Here is a 17,142-nt window from a genome sequence, read left to right on the forward strand (position 1 = left end):
TTCCAGCCGCCGATGCAGTCTGTTGGCCAACGTCACGCGTTGACCTTCTGGAAGACCGGGAAGGTCATCGCGTGCTCGACCAGGGTGATCAGGGTCAGCACTGCCGACTGCCGGTCCCGCGCGTCGCACTCGACGATGGGCGTCTCCGGCAGCAGGTCCAGCGCCGCGCGGACCCGCTCCAGCGGGTAGTCCGGCGAGTCCGGGAACTGGTTGACGACCACCGCGAACGGGATCTTGGTGCGCAGCTCCAGCTGGTCCAGCACCTCGAAGCTGTCCTCGAGGTGCCGGGTGTCGATCATGACGAGCGCGCCGACGGCGCCGTCCGCCAGACCGGACCACAGGTCCCAGAAGCGGCGCTGGCCCGGGGTGCCGAACAGGTAGAGCGCGATGTCCTCGGTCACGGTGATACGACCGAAGTCCATCGCGACCGTCGTCGTCTCCTTGTTCGGCTGCCCCGGGTCGATGCCCACGCTCGCCGTCGTGATGCGTTCCTCGGTACGCAGCGGCTCGATCTCGCTGACCGCGCCGATCAGCGTCGTCTTGCCCACCCCGAAGGCACCCACGACAAGGATCTTGACCGACCGTGCGACAGTCGGTGCAAGGTGCTGTCCGGGCACGGTGCGGTCAGAGCTTGCGGAGTCCATCGAGAATCTTCTCCAGGATGTCCTTGCCGGGCAGGACGTGCGCTTGATGGTTGGAACGAATAGTCAGGTTTCCCGTGTCGACCAGGTCCGAGACCATGACCGCCACGAGACTTACCGGTAGCTGCAGGTACGCCGCCACCTCGGCCAGCGCGAGCGTGCCGTGGCACAGCTGCACCAGCTCACGCTCCAGCCGGCCCGCCGTCGAGAGCACGGGCCGGCTCTCGACGGCGCGGACGAGCGTCTCCGGTCGCAGCGTGTTGCGCGACGGGTGTGCACGTCCCGAGGTGAGCACGTACGAGCGCACCGGGTGATCGCGGTACTCCTCGGAGTCCATCCCCTCGCCCCCTGTTGGTCGGTCAGGTATCGGTCGAGCTGGTGGTGCTTGAAACGGCCGGGCCGCGGTGGGCCCGGGTACTGCTTTCCATGACGACGCCGGAGGCGGGATCAGCTGTTGATCCGCTCCGTGCCCAGCGTGCGCTCCCCGATCATGAGCACCTGGGCCTGCATCTGCTGGGCAATCAGCGCCGGGTCGATCACCGTGTCCGTGATGACCGCCAGGCGGGAGCCGTCGCCGGCCCCTCGGACGAACAGGAAGCCGCCGTCGAACTCCACCATCACCTGGCGGATCGTGTCGCTGTTCCCGAACTCCCGGCTCATTCCGATCCCCAGCGCCGCCAGTCCGGCGCAAGCCGCCGAGACCTTGTCGGCCACGTCGAGCGGGGTCTGGTCGGTCCGAACCTTCATCAGCCCGTCGGAGGTGAGCACGACTACATGCTTGACCCCCCGTACACCACTGATGAGCTCGAGCATCCAGCTGTTGCCGTCGGTGCTCGTCATGCCGTCGGCCTGCGTAGTCATCGGTCCTCCGAAGTTCCGCCGGCGCCAGCCGGCGGTTCGCTGCTGTCTGGTGAGTCCCCGAACCGCGCCTCGCTGGAGCTGAAGAAGGCGCCCATCCACTCACCGGCCTCCTCGGCCGTCTGGGCAGGACCGGTGTCCTCGGTACGAGGCTCCGGCCTGGGCTCGGCCCGGTCGGTGGGCACGTCAGCCTCTCCACGGCGTGACCGCCGCTGCGGGAGCGCAGCCGGCTCGGGGAACTCGTCATCCTCAGGGCGGGCTCGCCCAGGGCGTAGGGGAAGCTCACCGGGGGCCTTCACGTGAGCACCGGCCACGGGCGTCTCCTCCTCGTCCTCGACCACGTCGCCGGGCACGCTCAGCGGCTCGACGGGTAGCACGGTCGCGGCGTCGGGCGCCGCAGGGGCTGGCCACTCGTCGTCCTCGGCGGGCTTCGCCGTGGGCAGCTCGCGCGGGAGCGGCGCCTCCACGACGGCGGTGGCGGCTCGGCTCGACGCGAGCGCCGCGACGCCGGTGGACGGGACGTTGGCGCTCGGCAGCGTGGCGGCGGGCGTCAGCATGCCCGACGGCACCACGGCCTCGGTGAGCTCGGCCGGGATCATGACGATCGCGCGCAGGCCGCCGTACACGGACTCGGTGACGTCCACGCGGAAGCCGTGGCGGCGGGCGTAGGTGCCGACCACCGCGAGGCCCGTCTGCGGGATCTCGCCCAGCTCGGTGATGCTGATCTCGCGCTTGCCGGAGGCGATGTCGCGCGCCTGCTCGAGCTGCTTGAGGTCGAGGCCCACACCGCAGTCGTCGATCTCGACGACCGCGCCGCGCTGCACCTGGCGCAGGGCGACGAGGACCTGCGTGGTGGGCGGCGAGGACTGCGTGGCGTTGGACAGCAGCTCGGCCACGAGGTGGATGAGCGGCTCCACGATGCGCGCCGAGACGGCGACGCCGGGGTCGCCCGACACCTCGACCCGGTGGAACGCGGTGATGCGGCTGGCGGCGCCCTTGACGACGTCGGGCAGCGGGAGCGGCTCGCTCCACTGCTGGCCCGGCCACTCGCCGCACAGGGCCGCGAGGCTCTGGGCCTGGCGGGCCTGCTGGGCCGCCGCGTGGTCGACGCGCATGGAGGTCTGCAGGATGTCCGCGTCGGTGGGGTGGCGCTGCACCATGCGCGCCGCCTCCTCCTGGATGCGGTGCGCGGCGGCCTGGACCTTGCGGCTCAGGGCCACGACGGCGACCTGGACCGCGTCGCGGCGGGCCACCCGCTCCTCCTGGACGCGGGCCAGCATGCCGGCCGCCTCGTCCAGGCGCGCCTGGGCCCGGGCGTCGCCCGGCAGGTGCGGCAGGGGCGGGGCGGGCTCGCTGTCGAGGAACGCCGGGAGCTGCTCCTTCGCCAGGGCGTCGAGGGCCGCGGAAGCCGCGTCGGCGCGCTCCTCGGCCCGGCGGTAGGCGAGGAGCAGGTCCTCGTGGGAGGCGAGGTCGTCACGGGAGGACCGCGCGGCGATCAGCGCTGCCGCCACGGCGAGCCCGACGGCAGCGACGCCGACGAGCCAGGCGGGCCACGTGGAGCTGGCCCCGGTGGCGGTGAACAGGACGGGTGCCACGAGGACGTAGGCGAGCACACCGGCGACGCACACCCAGGGCGCGACCTGGCGCAGCCTGCTGGGCGGAGGAGAAGAAGACATCGAGCTCACCGAGCCGATCCCCCTAGTAGTTGTGTCGTCAGAGTTCGGGTGGTCCGGACAGGGCGGATACCGCGACCTGGACGTCGAACTCGGCTGAAGAGGGCGAACAACCCCCTGGAGTGCAGTTTCTACCACAGGGCGTCCCACACGTGGAAGGGCACGGCCGTGGTGCGAACTGCGAAAATATGTGCCAGTGAGGAATGGGGAGAGCCCATGGCCGGGTAACCCCCCAAACCAGCAAAAAACGGGCGCATTCGCTTCTGGCGTACGGCAAGCGGGCTCTCCGCCGACGACGCCCGCGACCGGCCGCGTAGGGTGCTCGTCATGAGCGCCGAGCACACCCAGACCGACCCCCGAACCGCTCTCCCCGACACTCCCCTGGACCCCGCGACCGACCCGTTCGCGTGGCTCGAGGACGTTGAGGGCGAGACCGCCCTGGACTGGGTCCGCGAGCGCAACGCGCACAGCGCGGCCGTGCTCGGCGGCGACCTCTTCACGACGGTCCAGGGCGAGGTCCGCGAGGTCCTCGACTCGGACGACAAGATCCCGCACGTCTCGAAGGTCGGCGAGCACTACTACAACTTCTGGCAGGACGCCGAGCACCAGCGCGGCCTGTGGCGCCGCACCACGCTCGACTCCTACCGCACCGACGACCCCGAGTGGGAGACGGTGCTCGACCTCGACGCGCTCGGCGAGCAGGAGGGCGAGAGCTGGGTCTGGCACGGCGCCAGCGTGCTGCGCCCGACGCCGGAGCAGCTCGCCGCGGGCGAGCCCCGCCGGCACGCGCTCGTCGACCTGTCGCCCGGCGGCTCCGACTCCGACGTGACGCGCGAGTTCGACCTGGTGACCAAGCAGTTCGTGGCGCCCGAGGACGGCGGGTTCGTCCGGGCCGAGGCGAAGGGCGGACTGTCCTGGGTCGACGCGGACACGGTCTACGTGTTCACGGACTTCGGGGCCGGCACCATGACGCCGTCGGGCTACCCGCGGCAGGTGAAGCGGTGGACGCGCGGCACCCCGCTCGCCGAGGCGACCCTCGTGTACGAGGGCACCGAGCAGGACATGTACATCAGCGCCTCCCGCTCGCACACCCCGGGCTTCGAGCGCGACCTGGTGCACCGCGCGCTGCGGTTCTACGCCAACGAGACGTACCTGGCCACCGGCGTCGGCACGGACGAGCAGACCCTCACGAAGATCGACGTCCCGGACTCCGCGAACGTCGGCCTGCACCGCGAGTGGATGCTGGTGCGGCTGCGCGACGACTGGACGCCGTCCGGCACGACGTACCGCGCCGGGTCCCTGCTCGCCGCCCCGTTCGACGACTTCATGGCGGGATCCCGCGACCTGACGGTCCTGTTCGAGCCGACGCCGACGACGTCGCTCGCCGGGACCACCTGGACGCGCCACCACCTCGTGGTCAACGTGCTCGACGACGTGAAGAACCTGGTGCACGTGCTGACGCCGCCCGCTGTCGTCGGCGGGGGCTCGGCCGGGGAGCCGTGGGTGCGCTCCGACCTCCCGGTGGGCGGCGAGCTGCTCACGGTGGGCGTAGGCGCGGTGGACGTCGTCGACTCCGACGACGTCTGGGTGGTCACCACGGGGTACCTGACGCCGTCGACGCTGGGCCTGACCACCGTGGGCGCGGCGCTGGACGCGCCGGAGGTGCTGAAGTCGGCGCCGTCGTACTTCGAGGCGGCGGGCCTGGAGGTGCGCCAGGAGTTCACGGTGTCGGACGACGGCACGCGCGTCCCGTACTTCGTCGTCGGCCGGGCGGACCTGGTCTCGGGCGAGGCCGGTCCCGCCCCGACGCTGCTGTGGGGCTACGGCGGGTTCGAGCACGCGATCCTGCCCGGGTACTCGGGCACGATCGGGCGGGCGTGGCTGGACCGCGGCGGGGTGTACGCCGTGGCGAACATCCGCGGCGGCGGCGAGTACGGCCCGGCCTGGCACCAGGCCGCGCTGAAGGCCGACCGGCACCGGGCCTACGAGGACTTCGCGGCCGTGGCGCGCGACCTGGTGGCACGCGGCATCACCACGCCCGAGCGGCTGGGGATGGAGGGGCGCTCCAACGGCGGGCTGCTGGCGGGCAACATGCTCACGCAGTACCCGGAGCTGTTCGGCGCCATCATCGTGGGCGTGCCGCTGCTGGACATGAAGCGGTACTCGCACCTGCTGGCGGGCGCGTCGTGGATGGCCGAGTACGGCGACCCGGACACCGCGGACTGGGAGTTCGTGCGGACGTTCTCGCCGTACCACCTGTTCGACGCCGCGCGGGAGTACCCGCCGGTGCTGTTCACGACGTCGACCAAGGACGACCGCGTGCACCCGGGGCACGCCCGCAAGATGGCGGCACTCATGCTGGCCGCGGGCAAGGACGTGACGTACTACGAGAACATCGAGGGCGGCCACGGCGGCGCGGCCGACAACGCGCAGGCGGCGTACATGACGAAAACACACGGGACGCTCCTGGGAAACCGCTTGTAGGGCACAAACCCTCTTGTCTGCCCCCCCTTTGGAGCCCCGTCTTTCTCCGCGGGGACTCCCCCAAAAGGGGAAAAACCCGGGCCTCGAAGGGGAGGTGGGTCAGCGTGGTGGTGTCGGGTGGTCTGCGGGGTGGTGGGGCCGTCAGGCCTCGGCTTTTTCTGCCAGGGCCTCCGCGACGCGGCCCAGGTTGGCCAGCTCCGTGCGGTGCGCGTCCGTCGAGCCGAGCTGCCGGCGCGGGGCGGCCAGCAGCGTGACGTCGGCAAGCTGCGGGGCAGGCAGGCCGATGCGGCGCCACGGCACCCCGACCACGTCGGCCAGCTCGCCGAGCGCCGGACCCGCGCACTGCGAGACCTGCGCGGGCGGCAGCCCCGCCCACAGCCCGGTGCCCCGCTCGACGGCGCGGGCGATCAGCTCCCAGGCCTTCTCGTTCCAGCCGCCCGGGCCGACGTCGGCCAGGTCGAGCCCCAGCGCGTCCGCCCCGGCGAGCACGACCGGCGGTACCCCCACCCAGGTGCTGCCGAGGTGCACCACGGAGCGGGCGCCGACGTCGCGCACCGCCGCGAGCACCGGCTCCAGCCCGCCCACGATCTCGGGCCCCGCCACGGCCCGCAGGCGCGAGAACCCGGAGAACGTGGGCAGCACGCCCGCGTGCACCTGGCCGAGCAGCGGTTCCGCGAGCTGCACCGTCACCTCGGCGCCGGGCACCTGGGACACGATGTCGGACACCAGCGTGCGCAGGCCGTCGGCGAGCCCGAGCGCCAGGTCGGCGCGGGCCCCGGTGTCCGCCAGGACGCGGTCCCCGCGGGCCGACCAGAGCTGGGCCGCCAGCGTCCACGGCCCCAGCACCTCGACCGTGAACGCTCCGGTGTAACCGTGCGCCGCGATGGCGAGCGCGCCGAGGTCCTCGCGCCAGAACCCCTCCGCACGCCGCGCGTCCGCGCCGGGGCGCTCCGTGAGCTTCCAGCCGTGCGGGCCGAGCTCGACGGGCATCTCGGTCAGGAGCGACGCCGTGTGCCCCAGCGGGTCCGCGCCCGGGCCGCGCTGCGTGAGCTGCGTCAGGAACGGCACCGCGTCGACGCCGGTCGGGAGCTCCGCGAGCTCGCCCAGCGCCGTCAGCTGCGCCTCGAGCACGTCGCGCTCGCCGCCGGGCCAGGGCCCGTGCCCGCTCACCGCAGTCATCGGCTCTCCTCGTTCAGGGGTGGTCCCGGCGTCGTCCGACGCCGGGCCGCGGCCGGGGCGCGTCGCCGCGCCGCAGTCCGCCGTGGTGCCGATTCTCCCGGACGAGACGCCGTGCGGGGTACCTCCCGGACGACGGCCCGGCTGCTATCGAGCCGCGGCCGCGCGCCAGGCGCGCGAGACGGTCGCCTGACCCAGCACCCGTGTGCCGCGGTAGACCACGATCGACTGGCCGGCCGCGACCCCGCGCAGGGGCGTGCCGGTCAGCTCGACCTCCAGCGCCGGGGCGGAGACGTCCGGTCCGGAACCGTCCGCTCCGGGCGCGTCCTCCGGTCCGGAGCCATCCGCGCCAGAGGCACCCAGCCCGCTCTCGACCGCCCGCACCCGCGCCGGGACCGGCGCCCCGTGCGCGCGCACCTGCACCTCGGCGTCGAACCACCCGTCCGGCTCGTGCTCCAGCACGCCGTCGAACCACAGGGCCTTCTCCCCCGCGATCCGGTCCACGCTCAGCAGCTCCGCCGGCCCCACGACCACGGTGTTCGTCGCGGGCTGCACGTCCACGACGTACCGCGCCTTCCCGTCGGCGGCGGGGCGGCCGAGGGCCAGCCCGCGCCGCTGGCCCACCGTGAACGCGTAGGCGCCGTCGTGCTCGCCCACCACCTCACCGTCGACGTCCACCACCTCGCCCGGGCGCGACCCCAGGCGGGACTGGAGGAAGCCGCGGGTGTCGCCGTCGGCCACGAAGCAGATGTCGTAGGAGTCGGGCTTCGCGGAGACCGACAGGCCGCGGCGCGCGGCCTCGGCCCGCACCTCGTCCTTGGACGCGAACCCGCCCAGCGGGAACATCGCCCGCGCCAGCCGCTCCGGGCCGGCGACGGCCAGCACGTAGGACTGGTCCTTGGCGTCGTTCGGCGAGCGGTGCAGTTCGCGCACGGTGCGCGCGCCGCCGTCCGCCTCCGTGCCCGACACCGGGACCTCCCGGGTGACGATCTGCGCGTAGTGGCCCGTGGCGACGGCGTCGAACCCGAGGGCCGTCGCCTTGTCGAGCAGGGCCTCGAACTTGATGTGCTCGTTGCAGCGCACGCACGGGTTGGGGGTGCGCCCGGCCTCGTACTCCGACAGGAAGTCGGCGACGACCGTGTCCTCGAACCGCTCGGACAGGTCCCACACGTAGTACGGGATGCCGAGCACGTCGGCGGCCCGGCGGGCGTCGCCGGCGTCCTCGATGGAGCAGCAGCCACGCGAGCCCGTGCGGAACTGGTCCCGGTTGCGGGACAGCGCCATGTGCACGCCCACGACGTCGTGCCCCGCCTCGACGGCGAGCGCGGCGGCGACCGCGGAGTCCACGCCGCCCGACATGGCGGCCAGCACCCTCACGACGCACCGCCCAGCGCGCGGCCCGACACCAGGCCGGCGGCCTGCGCCCGGGCGACGACCTGCGGCAGCGCAGCCACGAGGCGGTCGACGTCGGACTCGGTGGACGTCGCCCCGAGCGTGAAGCGCAGCGCGCCGCGGGCCTCGGCCTCGGGCACGCCCATCGCGAGCAGCACGTGCGACGGCTGCGGCACGCCCGCCTGGCAGGCCGAGCCGGTGGACGCCTGCACGCCCGCGGAGTCCAGCAGGTACAACAGCGAGTCGCCCTCGGCGCCGGGGAACGTGAAGTGCGCGTTCCCGGGCAGCCGGTCGCCCGACGCCGGGTCCGGGCCACGCAGGACAGCGGACGGCGCGGCGACGCTCACCCGGGCGACGAGCTCGTCGCGCAGCGCGCGCAGGCGCGCGGCCCGCTGGGGCAGGCACTCGACGGCGTGGCGCGCGGCGACGCCGAAGGCCGCGATCGAGGCGGCATCGAGCGTGCCGGAGCGCACGCCGCGCTCCTGCCCGCCGCCGTGCAGCACGGCGTCGAGCGCGAGGTCGCGGCGGGCGAGCAGCGCGCCCACGCCGACGGGGCCGCCCAGCTTGTGGGCGGAGACGGTCATGGCGTCCACGCCGGACTCCGCGAAGTCCACCGCGGACTGGCCGACCGCCTGCACGGCGTCGGTGTGCACGGGGATGCCGTAGGGGCGCGCGGCGCGCACCACGTCGCGGACCGGCTGGAGGGTGCCCACCTCGTTGTTGGCCCACATGACGCTGATCAGCGCCGTCTCGGCGGCGTGGGCGGCGAGCTCGGCGCGCAGGGCGTCCAGGTCGAGCCGGCCCTCGGCGTCGACGGGCAGCAGCACGATCTCCGCGCCCGCGTGGCCCGCCAGCCAGAACGCGGGGTCGAGCACCGCGTGGTGCTCGACGGCGGAGACGAGCACGCGGGTGCGGCGCGTGTCCTGCGCCCGGCGCCCCCAGAAGATGCCCTTGATCGCCAGGTTGTCCGACTCGGTGCCGCCCGACGTGAAGATGACCTCGCTGGGCCGCGCGCCCAGGGCCTTCGCCAGCGTCTCCCGCGCCTCCTCGACGGCGCGCCGCGACGTGCGGCCCGCCGAATGCAGGGACGACGCGTTGCCCGTGCGCTGCGCCTCCGCGACGTACGCCGCGAGCGCCGCGGCCGACATCGGCGTGGTCGCGGCGTGGTCGAGGTACGCCCCGTCGGGCTCGCGGGTGGGCTCGCCGTGGGCGCCGCTCGCCGTCAGGGGCGTGCGCGCCGGGCCAGGGGGCGGAGTGGTCACGATCATCAAGTCTACGAACGCATCCGGGCCGGGAACGCTTCCCGGGGTGTGAGCCGCGCGATGGTCACTCCCGGGGGAACACGTGGGTCAGGTCCGTCTCCCACCGGTCCAGGGCGCCCGCGGGGAGCTGCCAGACGTACTCGTTCTTGAGCTTGCCGCTGTCCGTGGCGAACGGTCCGGTGCGGTGGGCGTAGAACGCGATGGTGGGCAGAGTGCCGTCCGGCGCGGTGCGGACGCCGTTGTTGAAGTCCCCGTTGCGGCGCCGCAGCTCGTCGACGACGAAGACGCGCAGCCGGTCCTGGTCCAGGGTGCCCGCCTCGGTCGCGGTCGCGCCGAGCTGGAGCGCGATGTGCAGCTGCCGGTCGCCGCGGTCGTCCTCGTAGCTGATCAGGCGGTGGTTCTCGACCGCCTCCAGCAGCTCCGGGTCGCTGTGCACCACGTCGCGCAGCGCGTCCGGCCCGATGACGGCGCCGTTGTAGTCGACGGACAGGTCGGAGCGCCCGTAGTGGAACAGCAGCGGCAGGTCAAGGAACTTCTCGGCCACGACCTCGTGGTGGCCGAGCTCCTTGAGCACCGGCAGGACGTCGCGCACGCGCGTCACGTGGCCGCGGTCGTGGATGTTGTAGCGCACGCGGGGGTTGATGTTCCGGTCGCGGGCGATGGTGACGACGAGCTCGCCGTCGTCGTTGGTCTCCAGCAGGTAGTCGAACGGGTTGAACTGGAAGATCATCGGCAGCACGCCGTACTCGCCGGTCCGCGTCAGCCGCTCGGACAGGCGCGGGTCCGCGCTGATGGCGCGGCGCAGGGCGACGGTGAAGTCTGTCTCGATGCTGAGGTTGATCTCCAGGTCGCTGGCCCCGTAGGAGCCGAAGACGCTGTGGGCGTACTTCAGGATGTGCGAGCGCATGTTCTCGCTGATGCCCTCGCCGCCGAACGCCGCGACGATGTCGTACTGCGCCCAGTCCAGCCGGTCGTCCTCGAACAGGGACTTCAGGAACGGCGGGTAGCTGGTGATGATGTACGTGTAGTCGGTCCCGAACTCCTGCATCGTGGCGATGATCTTGTCCTTGTCGGGCCCGCAGGACTTGATCATCGTGACCTCGGTGAGCGAGGCCGTGACGTTCATGCCGGTGGCCCACGCCCCGAGCGAGAACGCGTTGAGCACGAACGGCTTCTTGCGCAGGGACGACGCCGTCCGCGCGAAGCCGACCTGGAGGAGCTGGCGGGTGGCCGCGCGCTCCTCGTGGCCGCGTACCCAGCTCGTGGGCGTCCCGGAGCTTCCGGAGGACTCGTCGACGACGACGCCGCGCCGCGGCAGCGCTCCCCCGATGCAGCGCTCGGGGATGCTCCACCGCTTGACGTAGGACTCCTTGTCCATCTCCGGGATCCCCCGGAACGTCTCGGCCAGCTTGCCCGTGTGGCGCAGCCGGCTGTCGCGGCCGTGCTCGGCGAGGAACGCGCGGTAGGCGGGCACCTCGCGGGCCGCGAGGTCGAAGGTGCGCCAGGCGCGCAGCCGGCCGAGCCACCAGCGCAGCGGCTCGATGCCCGGCCCGAGCAGCAGCTTGTGCGTGTGCACGCTGTAGGTCAGGGGGCGCACGACGGCGTCCACCAGGCCGACGAGGGAGAAGGCGAGCAGGCGCCTCATGCGGTCGCTCCGATCAGCATCGAGGTGGCCGGACGGCGGTGCGCCACCGGCGGGGTCTTGCTGTACCCGAACCGGAACAGCATCCAGGCCATGCGGTCGCCGCCCTCGTCGGCGGCCACCTCCCGGGCGAAGGCCTCGTGCGAGCCGGGGTTGGTGATCACGGTGCCGAACGGGTGCAGGCGCACGCCGTGGGCGGTGAGCTCCAGCCAGAGGCGCATGAAGGTGCGGCCCGCCTCGACGTGGTCGGCCGGCCGCGCGAACGGGCCCTCCAGCCAGCCGAGCTGCCGCACCCCGCGCATGGTGTTCAGGTACATCGCGCGGATCGCCCCGCCGATGACCGGCGCGTCCCACAGGCCGCGGTGGCCCATGGCGAACTTCAGCAGACCGCCAGGCATCAGCATGGCCTCGGCGCTCAGGCCGTCGGCCCGGGAGCGGGCGTCGTCCTTGCTGAAGCGCAACCAGGTCATGATCTCCTCGTAGACGGCGTCGTTGCGCAGGTCGGAGAACAGCGTGGCCTGGTTGATGTGCACCAGCCGGCGCACGACGCCGCGGTCGGCGGTCGTGCGGAACACGTGGCCGGCGGCGCTCGCCACCTCGGTCGCGGCGGCCACGACGTCGTCGGGCACGAGCCGGGCGTCGTACGGACGGCGCGACGTCTGGCGGGACCGGAACAGCGCGAGCCGCGCGCGGGCGGCGTCGGACACGGGGCGCGGGACCAGCCGCAGCGTCCCCAGGTGGTGCAGGCGGTCGGTGCCGCCGAAGTCCATGTCGCCGTGGTCGAGGCTCTCCTCGACCCCGTACCCGAGCCCCTCGGCGACCGTGCGGAGCGACTCCAGGAAGACGCCGGCGCAGACGTGCCCGAACGGGATGCCGAACGACTCGGCGGGCAGCCCGAGGTCGAGGTCGTAGTACAGCTCGGCGGTGGCCTCGTCCACGGGCCGCAGCTTGATGGGCTGCGAGTTGTGGGGGGACGGGTAGTTGCGGGCGTCCTCGACGATGCTCAGCCACGGCTCGGTATGCGACACGACCGCAACCTAGCGCGACCAGGGCACATACCGACCGGCAAGATGTCGAACCGTTACCCGCCCACAAATGTTGGGTGCGGGGTATTTGCGCTCCCGGACGGGCTGGAAGCGCAAATACCCCGCACTCAGCGGGTCGGGTCAGTGGGTCGGGCAGGTCGGGTCAGTGGCGGTCGCGGTAGACCTGGACCACCGTGGGGCGCGGGCCGCGGAAGTCGCCCGCCTCGACGGTGGCGCCCGCCGCGACGTAGTCCGGGAAGTACGAGTCCGGCGCCTCGAACGAGCCGTTCTCGCCCGGGTGCTGCACGTTCACGTAGACCATGCCGTCGCGGGAGTCGACCAGCGGCCCGCAGGTCTCCGCGCCGGCGGGCACCGAGAGGAACTGCTGGACGTGGCCCCGCTCGCGGCCCGCGACCGGCACCTTGAACAGGCCGTCGCACCGGGCGATCGCCGACGAGCTGGGCTGGCCGTCCGTCGAGATCCAGAGGTTGCCCTCGGCGTCGAACGCGAGGTTGTCGGGGCAGGAGATGGGCGAGACCCGGTCCTTCGGGTAGCCCGAGAAGTACGTGCCCTCGACGGCGGGGTCGCCGGCCACGAGCAGCAGGTTCCACGTGAACCGCGTCGAGGTCTGGTCGCCCGACGGGATGATCTCGACCACGTGGCCGTCCCGGTTGCCGTTGGTGGTCACGCCGCCGACGACCTTGTGGGTGCGCGGGTTGGCCTCCGTGGCGCCCTCGGTCGCGTTGCCCGGGGTACGGCCCGAGTTGTTGGTGCAGGCCACGTAGATCCGGCCCGTGACGGGGCTGATCTCGACGTCCTCGGGGCGGTCCATCTTGGTGGCGCCGACCTTGTCCGCCGCGAGGCGCGTGTAGATCAGCACCTCCTCGACCGACATGCCCGGCACCTTGCTGCGGCCGTCCTTCACGAGCGGCAGCCACTCGCCGGTGCCGTCGAACGCGCCGTCGGCCGGGACCGCGCCCGAGCCGTCGATCTGGGCGGCCGGCGAGTCGCCGGTGAACTTGGCGACGAACAGGTCGCCCTCGGACAGGAGCGTCTTGTTGTGGGCGCGCGCCCCGCGGGAGTCGCCCTTGGCCACGCGGTCCTTGGAGACGAACTTGTAGACGTAGTCGAACGCCTGGTCGTCGCCCATGTACGCGACGGCGTGGCCCTTGCTCGACAGCGTGACGTTGGCGCCCTCGTGCTTGAACCGGCCCATCGCGGTGTGCTTGACCGGCTTGGCGGCCGGGTCGTACGGGTCGAGCTCGACGATCCAGCCGAAGCGGTTGGACTCGTTCTCGTAGCCCGCGGACTGCGCGAAGCGCGGCTCGTCGGCCTCCCAGCCGTAGCTGGTGGAGGCGCCGATGCCGTAGCGGGCGTCGGCGGTCGGGTTGACCCCGGCGGCCACGAAGTAGCCGTTGAAGTTCTCCTCGCCCGACAGGACGGTGCCCCACGGCGTGGTGCCGCCGGCGCAGTTGTTCATGGTGCCCAGCACGCGCCGGCCGGTGCGGTCTGCGGCGGTCTTGAGCAGGTCCGAGCCGGCGGCCGGGCCGTCGAGCACGAACTCGGTGTCCAGGTGGATGCGGCGGTTCAGGACGCTGATGCGCTGGTAGTCCCACGGCTTGCCCGTGGCGCGGCGGCGCACCTCGACGACGGCCATGCCGTGCGCCGCCCGCTCGATCGCGCGGGAGTAGGCGTTCTTGGTGCGGCTGCCGTCCGCGGCGACGTCCCAGTACTTCTCCGTGGGCGGGAACATGATCTCGGCGTTGGTGTACTCCAGGTTGGAGACCAGGATGCCGCGCGTCCCGCGGTGCTTGTCGCCGGGCTGGATCGGCAGGATGTCGAGGTAGTCGCAGTTGTAGCCGAACTGCTTGGCCTGCTGCTCCGGCGACTGGTTGTTCGGGTCGAAGGTGCGGCCGCCCGGCAGGATCGGGTCGCCCCAGCGGATGATCGGGTCCCAGGTGTAGCCCTCGGGGACCACCAGCGCGTCGACGTCGACGGGCTGCGGGTCGACGGCGCCGAAGGCGAGACCCTGGCCGTGGCCGGTCCCGGGGAAACGGCCCTCGGGCAGCGTGGCGGCGGCCGCCGACGGCGCGGTCGCGCCCTGCGCGCCGATCACCACGGCGCCGGCCGCGACGGCCAGCGTGCCGAGCATCGCGCGGCGCGACAGCACCGAGCTCACGACGTCCTTGAAGTACTCGTTGGCGCTCTCGTTCGGCGCGGGGTGAAGGCACGCGTCATTGCACTTGAGGCGACAGGTGACGGGGCTGCGCTTGCCACGCGCATGCGTGTGCACCGTCAGCAGCGGGCGGTTCTCAGGGGCGATCGTCATCGGAGGCTCTCCGGTCCGAAAAGGGGGGTAGGACGCTCGTCAACCTAGGAGGAGGCGATGTCTGCCCCACGAAAGGTCCGGTACGCCCAGGTGAACGGGACGTGTCCAGCAGGTGGGTCCTCCCCCGGGGCCCGGAGCGCGTCGAGTTCGGTCGGCTGCATCGAGACCGGTCCCACGACGGACCGGTCTCGATGCAGGCGACCGAAGTCACTTACCCCGATTCCTCAGCCGACGAGCGCGCGGCTCGTGACGTCCCGCCAGCCCTCCGCGCGCAGCAGCTGCTCGGCGCCGCGCGAGCGCAGGCCGCGCTCGCACACCACGACGACCGGCCGGTCGGCCGGGTGGTCCAGCAGCTCGGGCGGGAAGGTCCCGGCGGCCAGGTCTTCCAGCCGCGCGAAGACGGCGCCGGGTACGCCGCCTGGGCGCAGCCCGACGTCGAGCACCAGGACGCCGGCGTCGCCCGACGGCGTCTCCGCTGCCTCGGCCGACGTCGCAGTGCTCTCGGCGGACGCCGTCACGACGACCGCGCTCGACGCCGTCGTACCGGTCCCGCTCGCCGACGGCGTCCCGGCGGACTCGCCCGGCAGCGTCCCGAGGGCCTCTTCCGACGGCGTCCCGACGGTCTCCGCGGACGACGACACCGGCTCGCCCGACGGCGCCGCCGCCAGCTCGATCGTGTCCCACCCGGAGGTGCGCGCGTCGTACGCGAGCAGGCGGCCCAGCGCCGGGTCGCCCGTCCCGGTCAGGACCTTGACCGCCTCGACCGCCATGGTCGAGCCCACCACGCCGCACGCCGGGCTGAGCACGCCGACCGTCGCGCACGACTCCCCCTCGGGCGGCTGCGGGCCGAACACGTCCGGGTAGGTGATCGCGCGTCCCTCCGGCGCCGCCGACCAGAAGACGCTCACCTGGCCGTCCCAGCCCAGGACCGTGCCCCAGACGACGGGCAGCCCCAGCCGCGCCGCGGCGTCGGACACGGCGTAGCGCGTCTCGAACGTGTCGGAACCGTCGACCACCAGGTGGTACCCGGCCAGGATCGCGGCGGCGTTGTCCCTGGTCAGCCGCTCACGGTGCGCGATCACCTCGACCTCGGGGGCGAGCCCGCGCAGCGTGTCGGCCGCCGAGTCCGGCTTGGCACGTCCGACGTCGGCGACCGAGTGCAGCACCTGGCGCTGCAGGTTGGAGGCCTCCACGACGTCGTCGTCGATGATGCCGAGCATGCCCACGCCCGCCGCCGCGAGGTACTGGAGCACCGGCGACCCGAGGCCGCCCGCGCCGACCACGACGACCCGCGACGCGGCGAGGCGCTCCTGCGCGGCCAGGCCGAAGCCGTCGAGCAGGAGGTGCCGCGCGGCCCGGCGGCGCTCGGCGGGCCCGAGCCCGCCTGCGGGGTTCACGAACGGCTCCATCACGTCATTCCACCACCTCGGGCGAGGTCCTGGCGCCACCCTCCCCTTTGAGGCCCGGGTTTCTTCGCTTTGAGCTGGCCGAAAGCGAAGAAACCCGGGCCTCAAGGGGGAGGTGCGGCGCCGGCCGTCCGACCTCGGCCCGTTCGACCTCGGCGCAAGCCGGCCTCAGCCCGGCAGACCTCAGCCCATACGACGTCGGCCCAGCCGGCCTCAGCCCTTGCGCTTGCGGATCTCCGCCGCGGCCTGCGGGAGCACGTCGGCGAGCTGCCCCACGACGGCGAAGTCGCAGATCTCGAAGATCGGTGCCTCCGGGTCGCTGTTCACGGCGACGATCACCTGCGACGCCTGCATGCCCCCGCGGTGGTGCGGCGCGCCCGAGATGCCGGCGCCGATGTAGACGCGCGGGGCGATCGTCACGCCGGTCTGCCCCACGTAGGAGTCCCACCAGCCCTCGAACGCGGCGTCGCGGGACGCGCCCACGGCCGCGCCGAGGGCGTCCGCGAGGTCCTCCACGGGGCCGAAGTCGCCGTCGGTGCCGCGGCCCCCGGCGACCACCACGGCCGCCTGGTCCAGCGGAGGGCGGCCGCTCGTGTCTGCCTTGACCTCACGGGACAGCAGCGCCACGGGCGACGCCGGCACCTCGACGGCGTACCCCTCCGTCACCGGTTCGACGGCGGCCGGCGCGGGCTGCGCGACGGCGGAGTTCGCCCGGACGGTCACCACGGCGACGTCGGCAGTCACGGCGCACTCGGTGTCCCACGAGCCCGCGAAGACGCGCTTGCCGGCCACGACACGGCCGTGCACGTCGCGCAGCGAGGAGGCGTCGATGACCAGGCCCGCGCCCAGGTCGTGGGCGGCCAGGGCGGCGGCCTCCTTGGCGGCGAACGACGTGGGCAGCAGCACCACGTCGGCGTCGGTCAGCCGGACGGCGGCCGCGAGCGCCGCGGCGACGACCGCGGGCAGGTGCCGCTCGTCACCGCTCACGCAGGCGCCGTCCCGGGCGGGCTCCGCCTGGTGCACGGTCTCGACGCCGTACGCGCCGAGCTGCGCCAGCACCTCGACGGTGGGTGCCTCCAGGGCGACTGCCTCGACCCGGCCGAGGCCGCGGGCGATGGTGAGCAGCTCCAGCGTGCTGGTGCGGACCTCGGTAGCGGGGTCGAGCAGGACCAGGACGGTGCGGTTGGTCATCAATTCTCCTCGGAGCGCTCAAGCTCTGTCTTTGCTGGTCTGAGCCTGCGGTTCGGCTGCGGG

At 73.0% G+C, this 17,142-nt stretch carries 13 protein-coding genes; 1 reads left to right on the forward strand and 12 read right to left on the reverse strand.

Annotated features, from left to right (window positions below; all coding sequences use genetic code 11):
* Window positions 1-32 precede the first annotated feature (32 nt).
* The 4 genes from ACFV9Q_RS11500 to ACFV9Q_RS11515 all read right to left on the reverse strand — a co-directional run bounded on the left by ACFV9Q_RS11500 (window position 33) and on the right by ACFV9Q_RS11515 (window position 3,175).
* Window positions 33-563, reverse strand: a complete 531-nt coding sequence (locus ACFV9Q_RS11500) for an ATP/GTP-binding protein (RefSeq protein WP_285107765.1) — start codon at window positions 561-563, stop codon at window positions 33-35.
* A gap of 61 nt (window positions 564-624) precedes the next feature.
* The gene (locus ACFV9Q_RS11505; protein ID WP_377230406.1) at window positions 625-978 is read right to left on the reverse strand and encodes a DUF742 domain-containing protein; all 354 of its coding nucleotides are present in this window, start codon (window positions 976-978) and stop codon (window positions 625-627) included.
* A gap of 110 nt (window positions 979-1,088) precedes the next feature.
* Window positions 1,089-1,502, reverse strand: coding sequence for a roadblock/LC7 domain-containing protein (locus ACFV9Q_RS11510; protein ID WP_377234533.1), 414 nt, complete (start codon window positions 1,500-1,502; stop codon window positions 1,089-1,091).
* Window positions 1,499-3,175, reverse strand: a complete 1,677-nt coding sequence (locus ACFV9Q_RS11515) for an ATP-binding protein (RefSeq protein ID WP_377230408.1) — start codon at window positions 3,173-3,175, stop codon at window positions 1,499-1,501. The genes ACFV9Q_RS11510 and ACFV9Q_RS11515 overlap by 4 nt, the downstream gene beginning before the upstream one ends.
* Window positions 3,176-3,499: 324 nt before the next feature.
* Between ACFV9Q_RS11515 and ACFV9Q_RS11520 the strand changes: the two genes are divergently transcribed.
* A complete protein-coding gene (locus tag ACFV9Q_RS11520; protein WP_377234534.1) occupies window positions 3,500-5,656 on the forward strand; it encodes a prolyl oligopeptidase family protein in 2,157 nt (718 codons plus the stop codon).
* A gap of 141 nt (window positions 5,657-5,797) precedes the next feature.
* Here the strand turns inward: ACFV9Q_RS11520 and ACFV9Q_RS11525 are convergent, their stop codons facing one another.
* From ACFV9Q_RS11525 to ACFV9Q_RS11560, 8 genes are all read right to left on the reverse strand, one after another.
* On the reverse strand, window positions 5,798-6,835 hold the full coding sequence (locus ACFV9Q_RS11525) for a hypothetical protein (RefSeq protein WP_377234535.1): 1,038 nt from the start codon (window positions 6,833-6,835) through the stop codon (window positions 5,798-5,800).
* A gap of 144 nt (window positions 6,836-6,979) precedes the next feature.
* Window positions 6,980-8,209, reverse strand: a complete 1,230-nt coding sequence (gene mnmA / locus ACFV9Q_RS11530) for a tRNA 2-thiouridine(34) synthase MnmA (protein ID WP_377234536.1) — start codon at window positions 8,207-8,209, stop codon at window positions 6,980-6,982.
* Entirely contained in the window at window positions 8,206-9,492 is a 1,287-nt protein-coding gene (locus ACFV9Q_RS11535; protein ID WP_377234537.1) for a cysteine desulfurase family protein, read from the reverse strand. Before ACFV9Q_RS11535 ends, mnmA begins: the two co-directional genes overlap by 4 nt.
* Window positions 9,493-9,550: 58 nt before the next feature.
* The gene (locus ACFV9Q_RS11540; RefSeq protein ID WP_377234538.1) at window positions 9,551-11,131 is read right to left on the reverse strand and encodes a CoF synthetase; all 1,581 of its coding nucleotides are present in this window, start codon (window positions 11,129-11,131) and stop codon (window positions 9,551-9,553) included.
* Complete coding sequence (locus ACFV9Q_RS11545; protein ID WP_377234539.1) at window positions 11,128-12,156, reverse strand: hypothetical protein; 1,029 nt, start codon at window positions 12,154-12,156, stop codon at window positions 11,128-11,130. Before ACFV9Q_RS11545 ends, ACFV9Q_RS11540 begins: the two co-directional genes overlap by 4 nt.
* A 160-nt stretch (window positions 12,157-12,316) precedes the next feature.
* Window positions 12,317-14,482: a PhoX family protein gene (locus ACFV9Q_RS11550; protein ID WP_377234540.1), complete on the reverse strand. Its 2,166-nt coding sequence runs from the start codon at window positions 14,480-14,482 to the stop codon at window positions 12,317-12,319.
* A 224-nt stretch (window positions 14,483-14,706) separates the two neighbouring features.
* Window positions 14,707-15,879, reverse strand: coding sequence for a ThiF family adenylyltransferase (locus ACFV9Q_RS11555; RefSeq protein ID WP_377234541.1), 1,173 nt, complete (start codon window positions 15,877-15,879; stop codon window positions 14,707-14,709).
* Between the two features lie 222 nt (window positions 15,880-16,101).
* A complete protein-coding gene (locus tag ACFV9Q_RS11560; RefSeq protein ID WP_377234542.1) occupies window positions 16,102-17,079 on the reverse strand; it encodes an electron transfer flavoprotein subunit alpha/FixB family protein in 978 nt (325 codons plus the stop codon).
* Between the last annotated feature and the right edge of the window lie 63 nt (window positions 17,080-17,142).

Origin of the sequence: Promicromonospora sp. NPDC059942, assembly GCF_042731755.1 — a bacterium.
Lineage (GTDB): Bacteria > Actinomycetota > Actinomycetes > Actinomycetales > Cellulomonadaceae > Promicromonospora.

Bases quoted from the DNA above. Each gene is read 5' to 3' on its own strand.
- ACFV9Q_RS11510 (WP_377234533.1), bottom strand. From the start codon at position 1,502: ATGACTACGCAGGCCGACGGCATGACGAGCACCGACGGCAACAGCTGG.
- ACFV9Q_RS11560 (WP_377234542.1), bottom strand. From the start codon at position 17,079: ATGACCAACCGCACCGTCCTGGTCCTGCTCGACCCCGCTACCGAGGTC.
- ACFV9Q_RS11515 (WP_377230408.1), bottom strand. From the start codon at position 3,175: ATGTCTTCTTCTCCTCCGCCCAGCAGGCTGCGCCAGGTCGCGCCCTGG.
- ACFV9Q_RS11540 (WP_377234538.1), bottom strand. From the start codon at position 11,131: ATGAGGCGCCTGCTCGCCTTCTCCCTCGTCGGCCTGGTGGACGCCGTC.
- ACFV9Q_RS11505 (WP_377230406.1), bottom strand. From the start codon at position 978: ATGGACTCCGAGGAGTACCGCGATCACCCGGTGCGCTCGTACGTGCTC.
- ACFV9Q_RS11520 (WP_377234534.1), top strand. From the start codon at position 3,500: ATGAGCGCCGAGCACACCCAGACCGACCCCCGAACCGCTCTCCCCGAC.
- ACFV9Q_RS11535 (WP_377234537.1), bottom strand. From the start codon at position 9,492: ATGATCGTGACCACTCCGCCCCCTGGCCCGGCGCGCACGCCCCTGACG.
- ACFV9Q_RS11525 (WP_377234535.1), bottom strand. From the start codon at position 6,835: ATGACTGCGGTGAGCGGGCACGGGCCCTGGCCCGGCGGCGAGCGCGAC.
- ACFV9Q_RS11550 (WP_377234540.1), bottom strand. From the start codon at position 14,482: ATGACGATCGCCCCTGAGAACCGCCCGCTGCTGACGGTGCACACGCAT.